This window comes from Citrobacter sp. KTE151, from assembly GCF_000398845.1.
GTDB classification, from domain to species: domain Bacteria; phylum Pseudomonadota; class Gammaproteobacteria; order Enterobacterales; family Enterobacteriaceae; genus Citrobacter; species Citrobacter braakii.
The window spans coordinates 1,307,574-1,331,738 of record NZ_KB976063.1 but is presented as its reverse complement, the minus strand read 5'-3'; the positions used below and the strand labels follow the sequence as shown (position 1 = coordinate 1,331,738).

The 24,165-nt window shown below is 52.9% G+C and carries 21 protein-coding genes; 16 read left to right on the top strand and 5 right to left on the bottom strand.

The window, feature by feature from the left end:
* The first annotated feature begins 33 nt into the window (after nt 1-33).
* The 3 genes from aroD (at nt 34) to WC7_RS15070 (ending at nt 3,709) form a co-directional block, all read left to right on the top strand.
* Nucleotides 34-792 carry a type I 3-dehydroquinate dehydratase gene (gene aroD, locus WC7_RS15060; protein ID WP_016152893.1) on the top strand — a complete coding sequence of 253 codons (759 nt, stop codon included), beginning with the start codon at nt 34-36 and terminating at the stop codon, nt 790-792.
* 156 nt (nt 793-948) lie between these two features.
* Nucleotides 949-2,544: an acetyl-CoA--acetoacetyl-CoA transferase subunit alpha/beta gene (locus tag WC7_RS15065; RefSeq protein ID WP_016152892.1), complete on the top strand. Its 1,596-nt coding sequence runs from the start codon at nt 949-951 to the stop codon at nt 2,542-2,544.
* Between the two features lie 13 nt (nt 2,545-2,557).
* Complete coding sequence (locus WC7_RS15070) at nt 2,558-3,709, top strand: acyl-CoA dehydrogenase (protein ID WP_003836610.1); 1,152 nt, start codon at nt 2,558-2,560, stop codon at nt 3,707-3,709.
* A 54-nt stretch (nt 3,710-3,763) separates the two neighbouring features.
* Here the strand turns inward: WC7_RS15070 and WC7_RS15075 are convergent, their stop codons facing one another.
* Complete coding sequence (locus WC7_RS15075) at nt 3,764-4,654, bottom strand: AraC family transcriptional regulator (RefSeq protein ID WP_016152891.1); 891 nt, start codon at nt 4,652-4,654, stop codon at nt 3,764-3,766.
* Nucleotides 4,655-5,159: 505 nt separating this feature from the next.
* Between WC7_RS15075 and WC7_RS15080 the strand changes: the two genes are divergently transcribed.
* The 5 genes from WC7_RS15080 to fadK all read left to right on the top strand — a co-directional run bounded on the left by WC7_RS15080 (nt 5,160) and on the right by fadK (nt 10,242).
* Nucleotides 5,160-5,924 carry an electron transfer flavoprotein gene (locus WC7_RS15080; RefSeq protein ID WP_016152890.1) on the top strand — a complete coding sequence of 255 codons (765 nt, stop codon included), beginning with the start codon at nt 5,160-5,162 and terminating at the stop codon, nt 5,922-5,924.
* A 21-nt stretch (nt 5,925-5,945) separates the two neighbouring features.
* On the top strand, nt 5,946-6,881 hold the full coding sequence (locus WC7_RS15085) for an electron transfer flavoprotein subunit alpha (RefSeq protein WP_016152889.1): 936 nt from the start codon (nt 5,946-5,948) through the stop codon (nt 6,879-6,881).
* A 51-nt stretch (nt 6,882-6,932) separates the two neighbouring features.
* Nucleotides 6,933-8,222, top strand: a complete 1,290-nt coding sequence (locus WC7_RS15090; RefSeq protein WP_016152888.1) for an FAD-dependent oxidoreductase — start codon at nt 6,933-6,935, stop codon at nt 8,220-8,222.
* A complete protein-coding gene (locus WC7_RS15095; RefSeq protein ID WP_016152887.1) occupies nt 8,219-8,512 on the top strand; it encodes a ferredoxin family protein in 294 nt (97 codons plus the stop codon). The genes WC7_RS15090 and WC7_RS15095 overlap by 4 nt, the downstream gene beginning before the upstream one ends.
* 83 nt (nt 8,513-8,595) lie before the next feature.
* On the top strand, nt 8,596-10,242 hold the full coding sequence (gene fadK / locus WC7_RS15100) for a medium-chain fatty-acid--CoA ligase (RefSeq protein ID WP_016152886.1): 1,647 nt from the start codon (nt 8,596-8,598) through the stop codon (nt 10,240-10,242).
* A gap of 95 nt (nt 10,243-10,337) precedes the next feature.
* On the opposite strand, the gene ppsA is transcribed toward fadK, so the two are convergent.
* A complete protein-coding gene (gene ppsA / locus WC7_RS15105; RefSeq protein ID WP_016152885.1) occupies nt 10,338-12,716 on the bottom strand; it encodes a phosphoenolpyruvate synthase in 2,379 nt (792 codons plus the stop codon).
* 328 nt (nt 12,717-13,044) lie between these two features.
* Here ppsA and ppsR point away from each other — a divergent pair, with 328 nt between their 5' ends.
* From ppsR to WC7_RS15145, 8 genes are all read left to right on the top strand, one after another.
* Nucleotides 13,045-13,878, top strand: coding sequence for a posphoenolpyruvate synthetase regulatory kinase/phosphorylase PpsR (gene ppsR, locus WC7_RS15110; protein ID WP_016152884.1), 834 nt, complete (start codon nt 13,045-13,047; stop codon nt 13,876-13,878).
* Nucleotides 13,879-14,004: 126 nt separating this feature from the next.
* On the top strand, nt 14,005-15,051 hold the full coding sequence (gene aroH, locus WC7_RS15115; protein ID WP_016152883.1) for a 3-deoxy-7-phosphoheptulonate synthase AroH: 1,047 nt from the start codon (nt 14,005-14,007) through the stop codon (nt 15,049-15,051).
* 124 nt (nt 15,052-15,175) lie between these two features.
* Entirely contained in the window at nt 15,176-15,406 is a 231-nt protein-coding gene (gene hemP / locus WC7_RS15120) for a hemin uptake protein HemP (RefSeq protein WP_016152882.1), read from the top strand.
* A gap of 74 nt (nt 15,407-15,480) precedes the next feature.
* The gene (locus tag WC7_RS15125) at nt 15,481-17,466 is read left to right on the top strand and encodes a TonB-dependent hemoglobin/transferrin/lactoferrin family receptor (RefSeq protein ID WP_016152881.1); all 1,986 of its coding nucleotides are present in this window, start codon (nt 15,481-15,483) and stop codon (nt 17,464-17,466) included.
* A 47-nt stretch (nt 17,467-17,513) separates the two neighbouring features.
* Nucleotides 17,514-18,545 (top strand): hematinate-forming heme oxygenase ChuS, encoded by a 1,032-nt coding sequence (chuS, locus tag WC7_RS15130; RefSeq protein ID WP_016152880.1) that lies wholly within the window; start codon nt 17,514-17,516, stop codon nt 18,543-18,545.
* Nucleotides 18,542-19,363 (top strand): heme/hemin ABC transporter substrate-binding protein, encoded by an 822-nt coding sequence (locus WC7_RS15135; protein ID WP_016152879.1) that lies wholly within the window; start codon nt 18,542-18,544, stop codon nt 19,361-19,363. The genes chuS and WC7_RS15135 overlap by 4 nt, the downstream gene beginning before the upstream one ends.
* Nucleotides 19,363-20,355, top strand: coding sequence for a FecCD family ABC transporter permease (locus WC7_RS15140; RefSeq protein ID WP_032947022.1), 993 nt, complete (start codon nt 19,363-19,365; stop codon nt 20,353-20,355). Before WC7_RS15135 ends, WC7_RS15140 begins: the two co-directional genes overlap by 1 nt.
* Entirely contained in the window at nt 20,348-21,127 is a 780-nt protein-coding gene (locus tag WC7_RS15145; RefSeq protein WP_016152877.1) for a heme ABC transporter ATP-binding protein, read from the top strand. Before WC7_RS15140 ends, WC7_RS15145 begins: the two co-directional genes overlap by 8 nt.
* Here WC7_RS15145 and selO read toward each other — a convergent pair.
* The 3 genes from selO to WC7_RS15160 all read right to left on the bottom strand — a co-directional run bounded on the left by selO (nt 21,124) and on the right by WC7_RS15160 (nt 24,125).
* Nucleotides 21,124-22,566, bottom strand: coding sequence for a protein adenylyltransferase SelO (gene selO, locus WC7_RS15150; RefSeq protein WP_016152876.1), 1,443 nt, complete (start codon nt 22,564-22,566; stop codon nt 21,124-21,126). The two genes, WC7_RS15145 and selO, sit on opposite strands and share 4 nt — an antisense overlap.
* A 61-nt stretch (nt 22,567-22,627) precedes the next feature.
* A complete protein-coding gene (locus tag WC7_RS15155; protein WP_016152875.1) occupies nt 22,628-23,341 on the bottom strand; it encodes an EAL domain-containing protein in 714 nt (237 codons plus the stop codon).
* Nucleotides 23,342-23,660: 319 nt separating this feature from the next.
* Nucleotides 23,661-24,125 carry an NlpC/P60 family protein gene (locus WC7_RS15160; RefSeq protein WP_003832591.1) on the bottom strand — a complete coding sequence of 155 codons (465 nt, stop codon included), beginning with the start codon at nt 24,123-24,125 and terminating at the stop codon, nt 23,661-23,663.
* Nucleotides 24,126-24,165 lie beyond the last annotated feature (40 nt).

Genomic DNA, 24,165 nt, shown 5'->3' with positions numbered 1-24,165 from the left:
GCAAGCATTTGTAAAATATTTAAAGGGTAATCGATGAAAACCGTAACCGTAAAAAACCTCGTCATTGGCGAGGGTGCGCCGAAGATCATTGTCTCACTGATGGGTAAAGACATCGCAACGGTAAAAAGCGAAGCGCTGGCCTATCGCGAGGCGGATTTCGACATTCTGGAATGGCGCGTTGACCATTTCACCGAGGTGTCCTCCGTTGATGCCGTACTGGAAGCTGCACGCGCCATCCGCGAGGTGATGGCTGACAAACCGCTGCTGTTCACCTTCCGTAGTGCCAAAGAAGGTGGTGAACAGGCGCTGGCTGTCGAAAACTATATTGCGCTAAACCGTGCGGCGGTAGATAGCGGTCTGGTCGATATGATTGACCTGGAGCTTTTCACCGGTGACGAACTGATTAAAGCCACCGTCGAATATGCACATGCAAAAAATGTCGCCGTCATTATGTCGAATCATGATTTCCATAAGACGCCAGCGGCACAAGAGATTGTCCTGCGCCTGCGTAAAATGCAGGAGCTTGGCGCTGATATCCCGAAAATCGCCCTGATGCCGCAAAACAAAACGGATGTATTGACCCTGCTTGGCGCAACTCTGGAAATGCAGGAACGCTATGCCGATCGCCCGATCATTACTATGTCGATGGCTAAAACAGGGGTGATTTCACGTCTGTCCGGTGAGGTTTTCGGTTCAGCGGCAACCTTTGGCGCGGTGAAAAAAGCCTCTGCCCCTGGGCAAATTTCGGTCACCGACCTACGTACTGTTTTGACCATATTGCATCAGGCGTAATAGTACCGTTTATCCATATTAATATCAGTAATGCCCTGCCCCAGATATTCGCTTAATCACGAATATCGGGCAGATGGCCGGACATTATTAAATAACTCACATTATTATTGTCGAATATAGCGACAGGTAGTCGCACGCATATAATCTGGAGTTCACATGAAATTATCAAGACCAAAACGCATTGATGGTCGGGTCCCCGTATTATCCGCAGCGGATGCCATTAATTATATTCCTGATGAGGCAACGCTCTGTGTATTAGGCGCAGGCGGCGGTATTCTCGAAGCAACAACATTAATTAATGCGCTGGCTGAAAAATATAAAAACGCACACTCACCCCGAAACTTATCATTGATTAGCCCAACGGGATTAGGTGACCGTGCTGACCGTGGAATTAGCCCGTTAGCACAGGAAGGTTTAGTCAAATGGGCATTATGCGGCCACTGGGGACAATCACCACGAATTTCCGACCTCGCTGAACAGAATAAAATTGCCGCCTATAACTATCCTCAGGGCGTATTAACCCAGACTCTGCGTGCCTCGGCAGCCCACCAGCCGGGTATTCTGAGTGAGATCGGTATCGGAACATTTGTCGATCCCCGCCAACAGGGCGGAAAGCTGAATGAAGTGACCACCGAAGATCTGATCAAGCTGGTGGAAATTGATAACAAAGAGTACCTCTACTACAAAGCCATTGCGCCAAACATCGCCTTTATTCGCGCCACCACCTGCGACGGCGAAGGTTACGCCACGTTTGAAGATGAAGTTATGTATCTCGACGCGCTGGTGATCGCTCAGGCCGTTCACAACAACGGCGGCATCGTCATGATGCAGGTGCAAAAAATGGTGAAGAAAGCCACACTGCACCCAAAAGCCGTGCGTATTCCGGGCTATCTGGTCGATATTGTGGTCATCGATCCCGATCAAACTCAATTGTACGGCGGCGCGCCGGTTAACCGCTTTATCTCGGGCGATTTTGTCCTTGATGACAGCCAGCAGACTGCCCTGCCGCTCAATCAGCGTAAACTGGTGGCCCGACGCGCCCTGTTCGAAATGCGTAAAGGCGCGGTCGGCAACGTTGGCGTGGGTATCGCCGATGGTATTGGTCTCGTTGCACGCGAAGAAGGCTGCGCTGACGACTTTATTCTGACGGTCGAGACCGGCCCGATTGGCGGAATTACCTCCCAGGGCATCGCTTTTGGTGCCAACGTCAACACCCGCGCGATTCTGGATATGACCTCCCAGTTTGACTTCTACCACGGCGGTGGGCTGGATGTATGCTACTTAAGCTTCGCCGAAGTGGATCGCCACGGCAATGTCGGCGTACATAAATTCAATGGCAAAATTATGGGAACTGGCGGTTTTATCGATATTAGCGCCACCTCGAAGAAAATAATATTTTGCGGCACGTTAACTGCCGGAAGCCTGAAAACGGAAGTTGCCAATGGCAAATTAAATATCGTGCAGGAAGGCCGGGTGAAAAAATTCGTCAACGAATTACCTGAAGTCACTTTCAGCGGAAAAATTGCACTCGAGCGCGGACTGGATGTGCGTTACATCACCGAGCGTGCTGTATTTACGTTAAAAGAAGATGGTCTTCATTTAGTCGAAATTGCGCCAGGAGTCTCTTTACAGGAAGACATTCTGGACAAAATGGATTTCCCTCCGGTTATTTCTCCGGAACTGAAACTGATGGACGAAAGATTATTTATCGATGCTTCGATGGGTTTTATATTGCCCGATGCCGCCAATTAAAAGGAGTACCCTGATGGATTTTTCATTAACTGAAGAACAAGAGCTGCTGCTTGCCAGCATTCGCGAACTGATTACCAGCAATTTCCCGGAGGAATATTTCCGTACCTGCGATCAGACGGCTACCTATCCGAAAGAGTTTATGCGCGCCCTTGCGGACAACGGTATTTCAATGCTGGGCGTTCCGGAAGAATTCGGCGGTATCCCGGCAGATTACGTCACGCAGATGCTGGCACTGATGGAAGTTTCCAAATGCGGCGCACCCGCTTTTTTAATCACGAACGGTCAGTGCATTCACAGTATGCGTCGTTTTGGCTCCGCCGAGCAGTTACGTAAAACGGCAGAAAGCACCATGGAAACGGGCGATCCGGCTTATGCGCTGGCATTAACCGAACCGGGAGCAGGTTCAGACAATAACAGCGCCACCACTAGCTACACCCGCAAAAACGGCAAGGTATATCTCAACGGGCAAAAAACCTTTATCACCGGCGCTAAAGAGTATCCTTATATGCTGGTACTGGCTCGCGATCCGGAGCCGAAAGATCCGAAGAAAGCCTTTACGCTGTGGTGGGTGGATTCGAAGAAACCCGGCATTAAGGTTAATCCGCTGCATAAAATCGGCTGGCACATGCTCAGCACCTGCGAAGTCTATCTTGATGATGTTGAAGTAGACGAAAGCGATATGGTCGGCGAAGAAGGCATGGGCTTCCTCAACGTCATGTACAACTTTGAGATGGAACGGTTGATCAACGCCGCGCGTAGTACCGGTTTCGCCGAGTGCGCCTTCGAAGATGCCGCCCGTTACGCTAACCAGCGAATCGCATTTGGTAAACCGATTGGCCATAACCAGATGATCCAGGAAAAACTGGCGCTGATGGCGATTAAAATTGAAAACATGCGCAATATGGTGTTGAAAGTCGCCTGGCAGGCCGATCAGGAACAGTCGCTGCGGACCAGCGCGGCGTTGGCAAAACTGTACTGCGCCCGCACAGCAATGGAAGTGATTGATGACGCCATTCAGATCATGGGCGGGCTGGGTTACACCGATGAAGCACGCGTTTCCCGATTCTGGCGCGATGTTCGCTGCGAGCGCATTGGCGGCGGCACCGACGAAATTATGATTTACGTCGCCGGACGCCAAATCCTGAAAGATTACCAGAATAAGTAAGCGGTAATTCGTGCCGGATAGCGCACAAGCGTTTTCCGGCACGATCCAGGATAATCAGACCTCTGGCATCAAGCATTCCTGCTCAACCAGATTATTTTTAAACTGCTTGCGATAATCACTGGGGGTACAACCTACATGCCGCTGAAAGAGTTTGGCAAAGTGATCGACATTTTCATACCCTACCCGCCAGGATATTTCCGCTAACGAAGCTTCCGTATTCGTCAGGGCAAATTTCGCCTCGGTCATTCGTCGCTGAATCACATAATTGATCGGCGAAATTCGATACTCCTTAGTAAATTCATGGCAGATATAACTCACGCTGGCCCGGAATTTTTTGGATAACTGATCGAGAGTAATTTTTTCACGGAAGTTATTATTTAAATAAACCAGCACATCTTTAATTAAGACATCTTTTTTAATATAACCTTGCTCAGAACGATAGGCATTTTTAAAGTTTTCGTAAAATAAAACGGTTAGAGCATAAGCAAAAGCGTCGTAGGCTGAAGATGTCAGGTTATTTTTGCTCTGGGGGAGCATAACCCCCAACTCATTAAAGATACTCTTAATAACCTCCTTCCCCTGAGTAACGCTAATCACCGGACACGAGTGCATCTGCAATAGCTGATTATCCTGCCAGCCGTTGAAACGAAACCCGTAGAGCGCGCAGGTGTAAGTCGTTGCAGGCGCGCTACTATCCGAAGCAACCGCATGGAGTCGCCCTTGCTCTATCACCACGATATCCCCGGCATGCGCGACATACAGCGACGAATCGATAATTAATCTTGCGACCCCTTTTTTGACATAAATAAGCTCTGTTTCATTATCGTGAACGTGATGACCCGACTCCCAGTTAGGGTCATCACTGATGACGAATCGCGAGAATCTCGGGGTTTTCCCCTGTTCAAAAAGGGTCTCCACGGCATTATCAAAGCAGCGTTGATACATGACAACCTCCACCTAAAGGCAGCAATTTTGGGATTATTAATATCGGAAAATAAAAACGATAATGACGTTATACAACGTTATTCCTTCCCGGCGAAACAAAATTATTTGCGCCGTCTGCAAGATGACACCTTTTGCTTTGGTACATTGCTGCCATTGATTATTTGCGTTTTATAATAATCAAAAAGAATAAATGTTATTAAGTCTGCATTAATAATTTACATATAAGAAACAAATTCAGCGCAGAGGCGATTAAAAACATGATGCATTTCGCAATTATTTTCACTGTCTTTGTGTTCCCGTTTTTTCCTCTGGTACGCACCGTCTGATTATTGCTGATAAACCAGGCATTCCCGGGACGTTTTTTTTGCAAGATTGTTGGCAATGAAAACAGATTTCCCCGTCGAAAACAGCCCTCCCTCTGTCGCACACTATTTTCAGTCAATTTTCCCTACTGTCGATAATGACGCACCACGTCATCATCCACACGAGAATCACTGGAGATGCCATGAAAATAATAACCTGCTTTAAGTTGGTGCCTGAAGAACAGGACATTGTTGTTACCCCACAGCGCTCGCTTAACTTTGACCGGGCCGATGCCAAAATCAGCCAGTTTGACTTAAATGCGATAGAGGCCGCAGCGCAACTTAGCGCGGAGGGTGATGAAATCGTCGCCTTAACGGTGGGCGGGTCGCTACTACAAAACTCCAAAGTGCGTAAAGACGTGCTGTCCCGCGGGCCGGACAGTTTGTATATGGTGCAGGATCCACAACTGGAGCATTCATTACCCCGGGATACCGCTCAGGCGCTGGCTTGTGCGGCCAAAAATATGGATTTCGACCTGATGCTGTTCGGTGAAGGATCGGGGGATATCTACGCGCAGCAGGTCGGCTTACTGGTTGGCGAACTATTACAGCTCCCGGTGATTAATGCCGTCAGCAGCATCCAACGTAACGGCGATCGCCTTGTGGTTGAGCGCACGCTTGAAGATGAAGTCGAAGTAATTGATCTGCCGCTCCCCGCCGTACTGTGCGTGACGTCGGATATCAACACACCGCGTATTCCCTCGATGAAGGCGATTCTGGGCGCGGGTAAAAAACCGGTCACCCCGTGGCAAGCCAGCGATATTGGTTGGATACCTGCATCACCGTTAGCGGAACTGGTGAGCCTTACCGTGCCGCCGCAAACAGAACGTCAGCACATCATTCTGGAAAATGACTCAGCAGAAGCCATTGCCGAACTGGCTGAACACCTGAAAAAAGCCCTGAACTAAGCCCAACGGAGAGAAATCATCATGAGTAAATTAGCCAACGTCTGGGTGTTCAGCGATAACGTAGAACGCTATGCAGAATTAATGGCCGGCGCTCGCCTGTGGGGTGAGCAGGTACACCTTATCGTACAAGGCAGCGACCAGGCCAATCAGTTGCAAGCCCTGGGCGCCGATAAGATAGTCGTGCTCGACGCAACCTCCGGTTTACAGCGTGTTGAAAATTACGCTGAGACCATCGCCGCCCTGATGCAGGAACACGCCGGGCTGCTGCTGATGTCCGCGACTAAACGAGCCAAATCTCTTGGCGCACGCTTAAGCATTCAGCTCAACGCAGCGATGGTGAACGACGCCACATCGGTAACGCTGGATGCAGGCATTTTGTTCGCCGAACACCGCATGTATGGTGGTCTGGCATTTGGCAAAGAAAAAATCAAAAGTACGCTGGCGATTATCACGCTTGCCCCAGGCCAGCTTGAACCGGTCGCGGAAAACGCCTCGCACAACTGCCCGGTTGTCTCAGCAACGTACATCGCGCCGCACCATGAAGTGATGTGCCTGGAGCGTCGCGCCAAATCCGTGAGCAGCGTGGATCTCAGCAAAGCCAAGCGCGTGGTGGGTGTGGGTCGCGGCCTGGTGGCGCAAAACGATCTGGAAATGGTGCGCCAACTGGCATCCGTGCTGGGTGCTGAAGTGGGTTGTTCACGACCGATTGCCGAAGGCGAAAACTGGATGGAACGCGAACGCTACATTGGCGTTTCTGGCGTGTTATTGAAATCAGACCTGTATCTCACGCTGGGCATCTCAGGACAAATTCAGCATATGGTCGGCGGTAACGGCGCGAAAGTCATTGTCGCCATCAACAAAGATAAAAAAGCCCCTATTTTCAATTACGCCGATTACGGTCTGGTAGGCGACATCTACAAAGTGGTTCCGGCCCTTATCGACCATCTCAGCCGCTAATCCCGTTAACGCACATCTCCCTGCCCTCGCGGCGGGAAAGGAGCATAAAGCATGTCAGATGAAAAATTTGATGCCATTGTGGTCGGTGCTGGTGTAGCGGGTACAATGGCAGGTTACGTTATGGCCCGGGCCGGACTGGACGTACTGGTCATTGAGCGCGGCAACAGTGCGGGCAGTAAAAATATGACCGGCGGGAGACTCTACGCGCATAGCCTTGAGCGCATCATGCCCGGATTCGCGCAGGAAGCGCCTCTCGAACGTAAAGTCACCCGCGAAAAAATATCCTTCCTGACCGAAGAGAGCGCCGTTACCCTCGACTTCCATCGTGAAAAAGACAACGCGCCAGCGCAGGACTCTTATACCGTTTTGCGCAACCGGCTTGACCCATGGCTCATGGAAAAAGCGGAACAGGCTGGCGCGCAGTTCATCCCCGGCGTGCGCGTCGACGCGCTAATTCGCGAAGGCAATAAGGTCACCGGAGTGCAAGCCGGGGACGATATCCTCGAAGCCAATATTGTCATCCTTGCCGATGGCGTTAATTCTATGCTGGGACGGTCGCTGGGGATGGTTCCCCCCTCTTCTGCACAGCACTATGCCGTTGGCGTAAAAGAGCTGATCGGCTTACCGTCGGCGGTGATTGCGGATCGGTTCAATCTGTCAGGCAACGAAGGTGCAGCCTGGCTGTTCGCAGGCTCACCGTCTGATGGACTGATGGGAGGCGGATTTCTGTATACCAACCAGGATTCCATCTCTCTGGGCCTGGTGTGTGGTCTGGGGGATATTGCCCATGCCACGAAAAGCATTCCGCAAATGCTGGAAGACTTTAAGCGACACCCGACTATTCGTCCGCTGATTGCCGGCGGGGAACTGCTGGAGTATTCCGCACATATGGTACCGGAAGGCGGTGTGGCAATGGTTCCGAAACTGGTTGATGACGGGGTAATGATCGTCGGCGATGCCGCTGGTTTCTGTCTGAATCTGGGTTATACCGTGCGCGGCATGGATTTGGCGATAGCTTCCGCAGAAGCCGCCGCCCAAACAGCCATTGCAGCAAAAGAGCGCCAGGATTACTCGGCCAGTAGCCTGATGGATTACAAACGCGCCCTCGAACAGGGCTGTGTGATGCGTGATTTGCAGCATTTTCGCAAGATCCCGGCGCTGATGGAAAACCCGCGCCTGTTCACCCAGTATCCCCGCATGGTGGCCGATATCATGAACGATATGTTTACCGTCGACGGAAGCCCAAATCAGCCCGTTCGCAAGATGATCATGTCCCATGCCAGGCAAATTGGGCTGATGAACTTACTGAAAGACGGCATCAAGGGGGCCACCGCACTATGAATCAGGACACTAACGTTAACGTCGACGTCAAACTGGGCGTCAATAAATTTAATGTTGATGAAGGCCACCCGCACATCATTCTGGCTGAACATCCCGACCTTAATGAATTTCGCAAGTTGCTGAAAGCCTGCCCCGCCGGACTGTATAAACAGGATGAGAGTGGAAATATTCATTTTGATTCCGCAGGCTGCCTGGAGTGCGGCACCTGCCGGGTGCTGTGCGGTGACACGATCCTCACACAATGGGAATACCCGCTCGGAACATTTGGCGTTGATTTCCGCTACGGCTAACGGATTTTGCATGTTGTACGCCGGATTGGCCCCGCCTGGCCATCCGGTCAGATGTATGCCGAAATAATCCTGGGAATAACTTCATGAGTATCACACTTACGTTTAACGCCGAACGTCGCCAGGCCTGGCGACAACTGGGTTTATGGGGAGATGCTTCGCTTGGCGATTACTGGCACCAAACCGCCAGAGCCATGCCGGATAAAATCGCCGTGGTTGATAATCATGGCGCTTCATATACCTACGCTGCACTCGACGATGCTGCCAGCAGTCTGGCAACCTGGTTTGTAGCCTGCGGGATCCAACCCGGCGATCGCATTGCCTTTCAGTTGCCTGGCTGGTGCGAGTTCACCATTATCTATCTGGCCTGCCTGAAAACCGGGGCCGTTTCCGTACCACTGCTGCCTGCCTGGCGCGAAGCGGAACTGGTGTGGGTACTGAACAAATGCAAAGCGAAGATTTTTTTCGCACCGACGTTGTTTAAACAGACCCGACCGGTTGATCTGATCCTCCCCTTGCAAAACCAGTTGCCGCATCTGCAACAGATTGTCGCCGTAGATAAACTGGCACCGGCCACCGCTTCGCTGGCGTTCAGCCAACTGCTTCAGGCTCCGCCATTAACCCAGGTTATTAACGTTCACGCCGATGAACTGGCTGCCGTGCTGTTTACCTCCGGGACCGAGGGAATGCCGAAAGGCGTAATGTTAACCCACAACAATATCCTTGCCAGCGAACGCGCCTACTGTGCCCGACTCAATCTCACCTGGCAGGATGTGTTTTTGATGCCCGCCCCACTGGGACACGCTACCGGTTTTTTGCATGGCGTTACCGCGCCGTTTTTAATCGGCGCACGCAGCGTATTGTTGGATATATTCACCCCAACCGCCTGTCTTGAACTGCTCGAGCAACAACGCTGTACCTGCGTGCTCGGTGCAACCCCCTTCGTCTACGACATGTTGTGTAGCCTGGAAAAACGGCCCTGTGATCTCACATCACTACGTTTTTTCTTATGCGGTGGCACCACCATTCCGCAAAAAATTGCCCGTGACTGCCAACAGCGCGGCATTAAATTGTTAAGCATCTATGGTTCGACGGAGAGCTCGCCGCATGCGCTGGTCAATCTCGACGATTCACTTTCACGCATGATGAACACCGATGGATATGCCGCCGCAGGCGTGGAAATTAAAGTCGTCGATGAAGCGCGCAATACGTTGCCTGCTGGGGTCGAAGGTGAAGAGGCCTCGCGTGGTCCCAATGTTTTTATGGGCTACCTCGATGAGCCTGAACTGACCGCCCGCGCGCTGGATAAAGATGGCTGGTATTACAGTGGCGACTTATGCCGCATGGACGAAGCGGGATACATCAAAATTACCGGGCGTAAAAAAGATATTATTGTGCGCGGTGGGGAAAACATCAGCAGCCGCGAAGTGGAGGATATTTTATTGCAGCATCCGCGCATTCATGATGCCTGCGTTGTCGCGATGCCAGACGATCGTTTAGGTGAACGGTCGTGCGCTTATGTGGTACTGAAACCGCCGCATCATTCGCTGTCGCTGGAATCAGTGGTGGCCTTTTTTAGCCGCAAACGGGTGGCAAAGTATAAATATCCGGAACACATCGTCATTGTCGAAACGTTACCGCGCACGGCGTCAGGCAAGGTACAAAAATACCAGCTGCGTCAGGATATCATTCAGCGTTTAAGCGTGGGGAGTGTGGAAAGCGTTGAAGAGTAAAGTACCAGATGGCGATGCTAACACCTCTAATCCGGCCTACGTTGCATACTAACCGTAGGCCGGGTAAGGCATTTACACCACCATCCGGCATGATGTTACTTCTTCAGTTCAGCCAGGCTCAGCCAGGTCTGCACGACGGTGTCCGGGTTCAGCGACAAACTGTCGATCCCCTCTTCCATCAGCCAGGCGGCGAAGTCTTCGTGATCGGATGGACCCTGACCGCAAATACCCACGTATTTGCCCTGTTTCTTGGCTGCACGAATCGCCATCGACAGCAGCGCTTTCACCGCGTCGTTACGCTCATCAAACAGTTCAGAAACCACACCAGAGTCACGGTCCAGTCCCAACGCCAGCTGCGTCATGTCGTTTGAACCGATGGAGAAGCCGTCAAAGTACTCAAGGAACTGTTCGGCCAGCAAGGCGTTGGACGGGATCTCACACATCATGATGATCTTCAGTCCGTTCTCACCGCGTTTCAGCCCCTGACGCGCCAGCTCTTCCACTACTGCTTTCGCCTGGGCAACGGTACGTACAAACGGTACCATCACTTCAACGTTAGTCAGGCCCATATCGTTACGGACACGTTTCACTGCGTCACATTCCAGCGCGAAACAGTCGCGGAAGCTATCAGCAATGTAACGGCCCGCCCCGCGGAAGCCCAGCATCGGGTTCTCTTCATGCGGCTCATAACGCTCACCGCCGACGAGGTTGGCATATTCGTTGGACTTAAAGTCTGACATACGCACGATAACGCGTTTTGGATAGAACGCCGCGCCCAGCGTGGCGATCCCTTCCGTCAGACGACCAACGTAGAATTCACGCGGTGAATCAAAACCTTTCATCATGCCGCGGATTTCGTTTTGCAGTTCAGGCGTCTGGTCATCGAACTCCAGCAACGCACGCGGGTGTACGCCAATCATGCGGTTGATGATAAATTCCAGACGCGCCAGGCCGACACCTTCGTTTGGCAGACAGGCGAAGTCGAAAGCCCGGTCCGGGTTACCCACGTTCATCATCACCTTCAACGGCAGATCCGGCATGGTCTCCACGCTGGAACTCTTCACGCTGAAGTCGAGCATCTCAGCGTAAACATAACCGGTATCACCCTCGGCGCAGGAGACAGTGACTTTCTCACCGTCCTTCATTCGCTCGGTGGCATCACCACAGCCAACCACGGCCGGGATCCCCAGTTCACGGGCAATGATCGCCGCGTGGCAGGTACGACCGCCACGGTTGGTGACAATCGCCGCCGCTTTCTTCATGATCGGTTCCCAGTCCGGGTCGGTCATGTCGGTAACCAGGACGTCGCCAGGTTCGATACGGTTCATTTCGCTGATGTCCTGAATGACTTTGACCGGACCCGCGCCAATGCGGTGACCGATAGCACGACCTTCAGCAATAATTTTACCCTGAGCATGCAGCGTATAACGCTCCATCACCTGGCCGCGCGAGCGCACGGTTTCCGGACGCGCCTGCACAATGAACAGTTTGCCGGTATGACCGTCTTTCGCCCATTCGATGTCCATCGGACGACCGTAGTGCTTCTCGATCTGTACCGCCTGCTTCGCCAGTTCCTGCACTTCTGCGTTGGTCAGGGAGAAAATGTCGCGCTGCTCCTGCGGTACATCTTCAATCGTCACCTGCTTGCCGTGTTCCTGGGTTGGCGCGTAGACCATACGGATTTTTTTCGAACCCATTGTGCGACGGACGATCGCCGGACGGTTTGCCGCCAGAGTCGGTTTGTGCACGTAGAATTCATCCGGGTTAACGGCACCCTGCACGACCATCTCGCCCAGGCCCCATGCGGAAGTGATGAACACCACCTGATCGAAACCGGATTCGGTATCGATGGAGAACATTACGCCGGAAGACGCGAGGTCTGAGCGCACCATCCGCTGAACGCCAGCAGAGAGCGCCACGCCACGATGGTCATAACCCTGGTGAACGCGATAAGAGATTGCACGGTCGTTAAACAGCGAGGCAAAGACGTGTTTGATAGCAACCAGTACGGCATCAAATCCCTGGACGTTGAGGAAGGTTTCCTGCTGACCGGCAAATGACGCATCTGGCATATCTTCTGCGGTGGCGGAAGAGCGCACGGCAAAAGAGGCATGGGCATCGTCTGCTGACAGCTGCGCGTAGGCATCGCGGACGGCATTTTCCAGCTCCGGCTGGAAAGGAGTGTCGATAATCCACTGGCGGATCTGTGCGCCGGCTTTCGCAAGCTCGGTGACATCGTCAATATCCGTTTTATCCAGCAGCTCATAAATGCGCTGGTTTACACCGCTCTGGTCCAGAAACTGGTTAAACGCATCGGCGGTCGTTGCAAAACCATTCGGTACGGAAACACCCATACCGGAAAGGTTAGTAATCATTTCACCCAGGGAGGCATTTTTGCCCCCAACTCTGTCTACATCATTCATGCCGAGTTGGTTATACCAAAGCACCAGCGGTGACGAGCCATTGTTGGACATCGAACAATCCTTATATATGAACGAGGTTAGGAAACTCAATTTTGCGTAATTATCTTTGCATATTTACTTCAGCGAAAAAAACGGTGAATCGTTCAAGCAACTTTATTTTTTATTTTTTCAGATTGTTTCCGCATTTGCGCAAACCCGCGAGCCACAGGGGATCACCACAAAAACTACCGGTATAAACATTTGTTCCGAAAAATGAAATGTACTTTTCAGTAAATATAAAAATACCGTTTCATTTTACAAAATAGATGCAGCAATATTCGCTTCTGGCGAATTTTAATTTATGCTTTCAGAGAATTATGTCAGCCCCAGGATGAGCAAAATGGATAATGCTGTTGATCGTCACGTATTTTATATTTCTGATGGTACGGCCATCACCGCCGAGGTATTGGGCCACGCGGTAATGTCGCAATTTCCGGTTACGATCAGCAGCATTACGCTGCCGTTTGTGGAAAATGAGAGTCGTGCGCGAGCGGTTAAAGACCAGATTGACGCGATCTATCAACAAACTGGCGTGCGCCCTCTGGTGTTTTACTCTATCGTTTTGCCGGAAATTCGCTCGATCATTTTGCAAAGCGAAGGATTTTGTCAGGATATCGTGCAGGCGTTGGTTGCCCCACTGCAACAAGAGATGAAGCTCGACCCTACGCCGATCGCCCATCGTACCCACGGCCTGAACCCCGGCAACCTTAACAAGTACGACGCGCGCATTGCCGCCATTGATTATACCCTCGCTCATGACGACGGTATTTCGTTGCGCAACCTCGATCAGGCGCAGGTGATCCTGCTTGGCGTTTCCCGTTGCGGTAAAACCCCGACCAGTTTGTATCTGGCCATGCAGTTTGGCATTCGCGCGGCCAACTACCCCTTTATTGCCGATGATATGGATAATCTGGTGCTGCCAGCGTCCCTGAAGCCGTTACAGCATAAATTGTTCGGCCTGACCATCGACCCTGAGCGCCTGGCGGCCATCCGCGAAGAGCGCCGCGAAAACAGCCGTTACGCCTCGATGCGCCAGTGCCGGATGGAGGTTGCTGAGGTGGAAGCGCTATACCGGAAAAACCAGATCCCATGGCTGAACAGTACCAATTATTCGGTAGAAGAGATTGCTACCAAGATCCTCGACATCATGGGGCTGAATCGCCGTATGTACTAGAATGCTAGTGCATTGGTTCGATTTTTTGTTATTATGCTCGCCACCAGGCAGGATGAGTATGATATTGTGATATACATCACTTCCCGGTAGTCCTGCCGTTGAAGCAACAAATTTCTGAGACAAGTAATGAACAGAACCGATGAACTCCGTACTGCGCGTATTGACAACCTGGTCACTCCAGCAGAGCTTGCGCAACGGCATCCTGTTTCGTCCTCCGTCGCCCGTCATGTTACGGACTCCCGACGCCGGATAGAAAAAATATTAAATGGTGAAGACGCTCGTTTACTGGTGATCGTAGGTCCCTGCTCGATTCACGATCTTGATGCCGCCATGGAATACGCGACGCGTTTACAGGCGCTGCGCGAAAAACATCAGGCGCGTCTGGAAATCGTGATGCGCACTTATTTTGAAAAACCGCGCACCGTAGTGGGCTGGAAAGGCTTAATTTCCGACCCAGATTTAAACGGCAGCTACCGCGTGAACCACGGCATTGAACTGGCGCGCAAACTGCTGTTGCAGGTCAATGAACTGGGCGTACCCACGGCAACAGAATTCCTCGACATGGTGACCGGTCAGTTTATTGCCGATTTAATCAGTTGGGGAGCCATTGGCGCACGCACCACCGAAAGCCAGATTCACCGTGAAATGGCCTCTGCGCTTTCCTGCCCGGTCGGCTTTAAAAACGGTACGGATGGCAATACGCGTATTGCCGTCGATGCGATTCGCGCCTCCCGTGCCAGCCACATGTTCCTCTCTCCGGATAAAACCGGCCAGATGACCATTTATCAGACCAGCGGAAATCCTTACGGGCATATCATCATGCGCGGCGGTAAAAAGCCGAATTATTATGCTGAAGATATTGCCGCCGCCTGCGATACCCTGCACGAATTTTCCCTGCCTGAACATCTGGTGGTCGATTTTAGCCATGGCAATTGCCAGAAGCAGCATCGTCGTCAGTTGGACGTTTGTGATGATGTGTGCCAGCAAATTCGCAATGGTTCGACGGCGATTGCCGGGATTATGGCGGAGAGTTTCCTGCGTGAAGGTACGCAAAAAATCGTTAGCGGCCAGCCGCTGGTTTACGGCCAGTCCATTACCGACCCGTGCCTGAACTGGGAAGATACTGAACTACTGGTTGAAAAACTCGCCTCTGCGGTTGATAGCCGTTTTTAATGCTGTTCGCCGGGTAACATCACGTTGCCCGGTGCTAATCCTTTGTTTTTCCCCTCCTTATTGTACAAAATCTATTCTCGTCACAATTATTTCACAAAAAGGCTTGCCGCAATTTTGCAGTTTGATGATAATGATTATCATTGTTAAATTGATTGTTATTTTTAAACACTATTCACGTATGGATAACACAACAACGCCCGCAAAAGAAAAAACAACGCCTGCCGTCGCGCCAAACGAGCGCCGAATTGACAGTAAAAGTCTGCTGGGCAAAGAGGGGCGCGTGATCATAGAACACGATGGTCAGCTCTATCTGCTGCGCCAGACACAAGCCGGAAAACTCATTCTGACCAAATAAACACCACTTTTCGCCAGCCACCCAGGTAGTACCCAGGCAGCCAGCGCTTTTCGATTTCCTAATGGAGAGTTGCTATGCCACACCTGCACACTGCATCCCTGCGCCCTTCGCTCTTGGCGCTGGCGATTATCAGTAACCTGCCCGCCGTCGCGTATGCGGCGGTAGAAGATATGACCGTCACCGCTACCGGCAATGCCCGAAGTGCTTTTGAAGCACCGATGATGGTCAGCGTGATTGATGCCACCGCGCCGGAAAACCAGACCGCCAGCTCAGCAGCCGACCTGTTGCGTACGGTTCCGGGCCTGACCCTTGACGGCACCGGTCGCACTAACGGCCAGGACGTGAATCTGCGCGGCTACGATCGACGTGGCGTTCTGGTGCTGGTTGATGGCGTTCGTCAGGGAACCGACACCGGACACCTGAACAGTACCTTCCTCGATCCGGCGCTGATCAAACGCATCGAGGTCGTCCGTGGCCCTTCTGCACTGCTGTACGGTAGCGGCGCGTTAGGTGGTGTGATCGCCTATGACACTGCGGATGCCAAAGATCTGCTGGAAGCCGGACAAAACAGCGGTTATCGCGTGTTCGGTACCGCGGCAACCGGCGATCACAGCCTCGGTATGGGTGCCAGCGCGTTTGGTCGCACCGATACGCTGGACGGACTGCTTGCCTGGTCCAGTCGCGATCGCGGTGATTTGCGCCAGAGCAACGGTACTACGGCACCAAACGACGAAGCGATTAACAATATGCTGGCGAAAGGCAGCTGGAAAATTGACAGCGCCCAGACGCTGGCCGGCTCGCTGCGTTACTACAACAATGACGCCCGTGAACCTAAAAACCCGCAAACCAGCGCGGCGGATGCCACCAGCAACCCGATGACCGATCGCTCAACCATCCAGCGCGACGCGCAACTGACCTACTCGATTGCTCCAGCCGACAATGACTGGTTGAACGCGGATGCCCGCGTCTACTGGTCCGAAGCACGCATTAATGCGCAAAACACGGATAACACCGGCGAGTTTCGCAAACAAACCACCAAAGGCGGCAAAATCGACAACCGCAGCCGTCTGTTTACCGACTCTTTTGCATCTCACCTGCTGACCTACGGCGGGGAATACTATCGTCAGGAACAACAGCCAGGCGGCGCAACCACCGGTTTCCCGGAGGCAAAAATCGATTTCAGCTCCGGTTGGCTACAAGATGAAATCACCCTGCGCGACCTGCCGGTTACGCTGCTGGGCGGTACCCGTTATGACTCTTATCGCGGCAGCAGCGACGGCTATGAAGATGTCGATGCCGATAAATGGTCGTCCCGCGCCGGGCTCACCGTTGCGCCAACCGACTGGCTGATGCTGTTCAGTTCATACGCTCAGGCCTTCCGTGCGCCGACAATGGGCGAGATGTATAACGATGCCAAACACTTCTCGATTGGCCGTTTTTACACCAACTACTGGGTACCGAACCCTAACCTACGCCCGGAAACCAACGAAACGCAGGAATACGGATTTGGCCTGCGCTTTGACGATCTGTTGATGGCGAGCGATGCGCTCGAATTTAAAGCCAGCTATTTCGACACCAAAGCGAAAGATTACATCTCTACCAGCGTCGACTTCGCCGCCGCGACAACCATGTCCTATAACGTACCCAACGCCAAAATCTGGGGCTGGGACGTGATGGCGAAATATTCCGCCGATCTGTTCAGCCTCGACATGGCCTATAACCGTACGCGCGGCAAAGATACAGACACCGGCGAATACATTTCCAGCATTAACCCGGATACCGTCACCAGCAAACTGAACGTACCGGTTGCGCACAGCGGTTTTTCCGTTGGCTGGATAGGTACCTTTGCTGACCGTTCAACGCATATCAGCAGCAGCTACACGAAACAGCCCGGTTATGCGGTAAACGATTTCTACGTGAGCTATCAGGGCCAACAAGCGCTGAAAGGCATGACCACCACGCTGGTACTGGGCAACGCCTTCGACAAAGAGTACTGGTCGCCGCAGGGCATTCCGCTGGATGGTCGTAATGGCAAAATTTTCGTGAGTTATCAGTGGTAATCACTTTTCCCCGGTTCGCCGGGGCAGCAATCTGGAAGGAAGAGACAATGAATCATTACACTCGCTGGCTGGAACTGAAGAAAGAAAATCCTGGCAAATACGCACGTGATATTGCGGGATTGATGAATATTAGCGAAGCCGAACTGACCTTCGCGCGCGTCGGTCATGACGCCTGGCGCTTACGGGGCGAAGTGCGTGAAATCCTCGGCGCACTGGAAGCCGTCGGCGAAACCAAATGTATATGCCGCAACGAATATGCTGTGCATGAGCAGGTTGGTGCGTTTACCAATCAGCACCTGAACGGTCATGCCGGACTGGTACTCAATCCGCGCGCCCTCGACCTGCGCCTGTTCCTCAATCAGTGGGCAAGCGTGTTCCATATCAGCGAAACAACCGCCCACGGCGAGCGTCAGAGCATTCAGTTCTTTGACCATCAGGGGGATGCGCTGCTGAAGGTCTATGCCACACAGAATACCCTCATTGAGGAATGGGCTGCGTTGCTGACCCGTTTCATCTTCGCTGAAAACCCGCCTCTGGCGCTGCAACCCGCCCCCCCTTCTGCTCCAGCCACCGTCACGGTCGATGCGCAGACCGTTGATCAAGAGTGGCGAGCCATGACCGATGTACACCAGTTCTTCGGTCTGCTGAAACGCCACGATCTCACCCGCCAACAGGCGTTTAACCTGGTGGGCGACGATCTGGCCTGTAAAGTCGCAAATAGCGCATTGGCGCAGTTACTCGACACCGCGCGCCAGGATGGCAATGAAATTATGGTCTTTGTGGGTAATCGTGGCTGCGTACAGATTTTTACCGGTGTGATAGAAAAACTGGTGCCGATGAAAGGCTGGCTGAACATATTCAACCCGACATTTACCTTACACCTGCTTGAAGAGAGCGTGGCAGAAACATGGGTAACGCGCAAACCGACCGCCGATGGCCACGTCACCAGCCTGGAACTGTTTGCTGCCGACGGCACGCAAATCGCCCAGCTGTATGGTCAACGAACGGAAGGCGAACCAGAGCAGACGCAATGGCGCGCGCAAATTGACGCACTGACGCCGAAGGGGCTGGCCGCATGAAAAAACTGCTGGTCCTGATTGCGCTACTGCCCATCGTCGCGATGGCTGCGTCCAGGGAACGGGTTGTTGCTCTCGGTGGCGATGTCACCGAGATTGTATACGCACTGGGAGCACAGTCTTCCCTTGTGGCGCGAGACAGCACCAGCCAGTGGCCTGAAGCAGCAAACGCCCTACCTGATGTCGGTTATTTGCGCCAGCTCAACGCCGAAGGGATCCTTGCCACCCGTCCTACGCTGGTCCTTGCCAGCGCGCAGGCGCAGCCCTCTCTGGCGCTAAAACAGCTCGAACAGAGCAACGTCAGGGTTGTGACGATCCCGGCAAGCAACGAGCTTAACGTGATTGATGAAAAAATTCGCGTCATCGCCGAAGCCACCCATAGGGAGGCCGATGGCGAAACGCTGCGCACCCGCTTACGTCAGGAACTGGCGGCGTTGCCGTCATCTGAACTTAACAAACGCGTGCTGTTTATTCTCAATCATGGAGGGATGACCGCGATGGCGGCGGGCCAGCAAACCGCAGCCGATGCGGCTATTCGTGCCGCCGGTTTGCGCAACGCAATGCAGGGTGTTAACCGCTATCAGCCGCTGTCGCAGGAAGGTGTCATTGCCAGCCAGCCCGATCTGGTGGTGATTTCACAGGACGGCGTTAAGGCGATGGGTGGCGAAGATAACCTGTGGGCGCTGCCGGGCCTGGCGCAGACGCCTGCCGGACGGAATAAACAGGTATTGCAGGTTGACGATATGGCGCTGCTCGGCTTTAGCGTACGCACCCCGCTGGCCATTTTGCAGCTTCGCGCTAAAGCTGAGCAATTGCCCTGATGTCGCGACGTATCCGTTGTTCTTTATGGACACTCGCACTCATGTTGGTCGTGATGACAATTATGGCTACCGGTTTTGGCGCGTTGCGCCTGCCGGTAAGTCTGCTGTGGCGTGATGGCGATGAGGCACTGCGTCAAATCTGGCTCACCATTCGCCTGCCCCGCGTCCTGCTGGCGCTGGTGATTGGCGGTTCTCTGGCGCTCGCGGGCTGCGTGATGCAGGGCCTGTTTCGCAACCCGCTTGCCGATCCGGGATTACTGGGGATAAGCAGCGGTGCCGCCTGCGCCGTCGCCCTGTGGGTAGTGCTGCCGGTCTCTTTGCCCGCGCTGTTGATGCTGTACGCCCCCATGCTGGCCGCTTTTCTCGGTGCGCTGGCGGCAACGGTGGTTATTTTTATCCTTAGCCAACAACGCGACGCTTCACTCTCACGTCTGCTGTTGGTCGGTATTGCCATCAACGCGCTGTGCGGGGCGGCGGTTGGCGTTCTGTCGTGGGTCAGTAATGACGCGCAACTGCGCCAGCTGTCGCTATGGGGGATGGGCAGTCTGGGGGCCGCGCAATGGTCCACGCTGCTGGCTGTCACTTCATTGACTGTCCCGACGGTGCTGATCATCTGGCGTCTGGCACCGGCGCTGAACCTGCTGCAGTTAGGTGAGGAAGAGGCGCATTACCTCGGCGTAGATGTGCGTACCGTTCAGCGTGTTTTGCTACTTTGTAGCGCATTGCTGGTTGCCGCAGCCGTGGCGGTAAGCGGCGTAATAGGCTTCATCGGGCTGGTTATCCCGCATCTGATGCGCATGTGGCTCGGCTCAGACCATCGGGCCGTTATCCCAGGTTCCGTGCTGGCGGGCGCATTTTTATTGCTGATAGCCGACACGCTGGCCCGTACGGCGGTTGCGCCTGCGGAAATGCCGGTCGGTTTGCTAACCAGTCTTCTGGGCGCACCGTGGTTTTTATGGCTTATTTTTCGTCAGCGAGGACCGCATGGCTGAACAATTCATCGCTGAAGGGCTTCACTATCGCGTCGCGGGCAGAGCGGTGATTGACGACGTCTCTCTTGCTCTCGAAAAAGGTGAACTGGTGGCGCTCATCGGCCCAAACGGTGCGGGGAAATCCACCCTGCTGCGCCTGCTGACCGGTTTTCTGAAACCGGCTACAGGGCGCTGCTTGCTGGCGGGTAAACCGCTGGATGAATGGCATAGCCAAACACTGTCGCGGCATCGGGCGGTGATGCGCCAGCAAACACAACTGGGATTTGACTGGCCGGTAGAGGCCGTCATCGCGATGGGGCGTGCGCCCTGGACCCAGCGGTCGGAACCTCGACTTATCGCTCAGGTGATGGAAATGACCGGATGTACACCGCTGGCGGGCCGGCAATACGCCGCGCTTTCCGGCGGCGAACAACAGCGAGTACAGTTAGCCCGTGCACTGGCGCAACTTTGGTGCGACGGCGCGCCTCGCGGCTGGTTATTCCTTGATGAGCCGACCTCTGCGCTGGATCTTTACCACCAGCAGCATCTGTTGCGCTTGCTGAAGACGCTTACCGCTTCACAAGAGCTGCATGTGTGCATTGTGCTTCACGATCTGAATCTCGCCGCACTGTGGGCAGACAGAATAGTGTTGCTGCACAACGGCAGGCTGGTGTCGCAGGGAACGCCTGAGGTCGTGTTACAGGCCGATGACCTGAAACGCTGGTATGGCGCGCAGGTACACGTTGGCCAGCATCCGGCCAACGGATCCCCGCAGGTATTTCTGGCCCCTTAGCTTGAACAGCTCACTTCCAGCCGTTTGCCCCAGTCAGGTGGACGGCTGACATAGTCATCATCACGATCGACAAATAGGGTACGCAACGCCTCGTGTAACCGATGCAGCTCGGCGTAATCCCCCTGCTCTGCCTGATTAATCGCCCGTTGCGCCAACCAGTTACGCAATACCATCGCCGGATTAGCCGCCTTCATCTGCGTTTGTCTGTCTGCGTCGGCAATGTTGTCTTGCTGCAGGCGTGAGCGATACCGCGTGAACCAGTCGTCAAACGCTGCGCGGTCGATAAACTCATCGCGCAGCGGGGATTGCGCGCTGTGTTGTTCCGTCTGACTGAGCATGCGAAATGTTCGGGTATAGTCGCTTCTTTCCCGCGCCATCAGGTTAAACAGTTCACTAAGCAGTTCGTTATCGTTTTTTTGCTCGCTAAAGAAGCCAAGCTTTTGTCGCATCCGCTGACCGTAGCGAGTTAACAGCGCCAGTTGATAACTGTCCAGCGCATCATTAAGCGCCTCGACCGGGATAAATGGCGACAGAGTTTGCGCCAGACGTTGCAGGTTCCAAAGCGCCGCGGCCGGTTGATTATCGAAACTGTATCGCCCCTGGTTGTCTGAGTGGTTGCAGATAAAATCGGGCACGTAGTCATCAAGGAAACCGAATGGGCCGTAATCCATCGTCAGTCCCAGAATCGACATGTTGTCCGTGTTCATGACACCATGCGCAAATCCTACCGCCTGCCAGTCCGCTATTAACGTCGCAGTACGCGTGACAACATCGTTAAACCACAGCTGATACTTATCGGCTTCTTCCTGCCATTGCGGCCAATAATAGCGAATCGCAAAGTCAGCCAACTGGCGCACTTTTTCCGGCTCGCGGCGATAGTAAAAATGCTCAAAATGGCCAAAGCGCAGATGGCTTTGCGCCACGCGAATGAGCATCGCCCCTGATTCTACCGTTTCACGATACACCGGCGTGTCGCTGGTAACAATCGACAATGCCCGCGTGGTCGGTATTCCCAGGCAATGCATCGCTTCGCTGGCCAGGCTTTCGCGAATTGTCGAGCGCAGTACGGCGCGACCATCCCCCATACGGGAATAAGGCGTAAGTCCGGCGCCTTTCAGGTGCCAGTCACACGTTGAGCCGTCAGCGAGCTGTTGTTCGCCCAACAGGATCCCGCGTCCATCGCCAAGCTGGCCCGCCCAGACGCCAAATTGATGTCCGCTATAAACTTGCGCTAAAGGCGACATCCCGGGAAGCAACGATTCACCGCCCCAAACACCGGCTCCGGTTGGAATATCAAATAGTGTCTCTGGAATAGCTAATTGCTCCGCCAGCGCATCGTTATGCCAGATCAGGCGCGCGTTTTTCAGGGGAGTGGGTGAAAGTGCTGTATAGGTTGCTGGTAATTCATCACGCCAGCGGGTGGTAAAAGACAGGGTCATAGGGCCTCCTGTCTCTAGTGTAGACTGTTAAAAGCCTGTTAAACACCAGCAAATATGAGGGTTATATCTTCGCGAGCGAAATTATCTGCGCGGGGGGCACAGCAGGCCACAGCGCGCCCTGCATGGCGCTGAATCCCAGAGGCAGTACGCGCGCTAACATCTCGGGTGTATCAATACCGCTAATGATAATTGACTCACTGCTGGGAAATAGCTGTGCCAGGATAGCCCGCATAAATGGCTCAAACGAAATATGTGTAATCCTTTGTTGAACAAAGTTTTTATCGAGCACGACGCGTTTGAACAGCCCATCAAAAATTGCCCGGTTTGATATGCCGCCTGCACCATAGTTTGTCAGTACTAATGGAAATCGCGCCGCCAGTGCTGCCAGTGTTGGATTCGCTTTTCCATTATTTAACTCTGGATAGTTTTCATTAATAGCCAGTTCCAGAAATGACAATCGTTCAACTTGTGAAGCAAATTTAGTATCTGATAATAAAGTATTAGCAATTGCCGGCGTTAAATTAATCCAGGCAGAAACCTTTCGTTGAATAAAAAAATGTTGGCACGTTTCGATTAATTCAAGCTTTTCGGTAAATAAGCGACATTGCTCTTCGTCCGACATCCGAGGTAGGACCAGCTCGGTGGGTATACGCACATCCCCCTGCGCACTGGCAAAACTGGTAATGATATCTACGTATTCAAGATCGCCTTTTTCGTTTCTCGCAGGGAGAAAAGAGAACTCTGAATGGTAAAGAGTATCCATTGAAACAATCATCGTGCCAGCCCCTCTGCATAGGTGTTATCCGGCATCCTGTAGCAAAGGATGGAGAAATACGTTATTGCTGATGCAAGTAGAGGCCCTTTCATTTTTCCCTTTATAGCCAGTAAATCGAATCCCTTTTTTTTAGCTTATCCTGATTATAAGCGAATATCCAGCTTTGCACTTTTTAATATCTCGGAATAAATCATATTTTTAGCAAGATACGCTCTTAATGTTCAGGGGTATTGTCCGGCTGGCGGCAGAAATAAGAAGTTACTAACAAATGGAAATGTCGAGGCTGCTCAGCCGTAGGCAGCCTCGTGACTGATGAGGATTAAATACGTCGCGCCTGCCAAAAGTTTTTGCGCCAGTAAACGTTGTCCAGTGATGAGCGCATCACACCACGGCTGGTTGAGGCATGAATAAATTGATTATTGGTATCGTAAATTCCGACATGCAGACCGCTTTCCCCAGACCCGGTTTTAAAGAACACCAGATCGCCGGGCAGCAAATCATCTTTATCAATTTCGGTACCAATCTTTGATTGCGTGCGGGTATCACGCGGGAGTTGCAGATCGAATTTATCGCGCATTGTCATCAATACAAATCCAGAACAATCCACTCCGCTACGGCTCATGCCGCCATAACGATAGGGTGTGCCATGCCAGGTTTGTAGCTGGTCATTAAGTCCGGCGATAACGGCGATAGAATCCGACAAGCGGGCATTTGGCGCAGGAGCACGATGGCTGCTGCAGCCCGCCAAAAACAATGCTGTGATGAAAAGAAGCCAAAAGCGCATTCAGGACGAATCCTCTGAATTATATTTTTATGCCAATTTA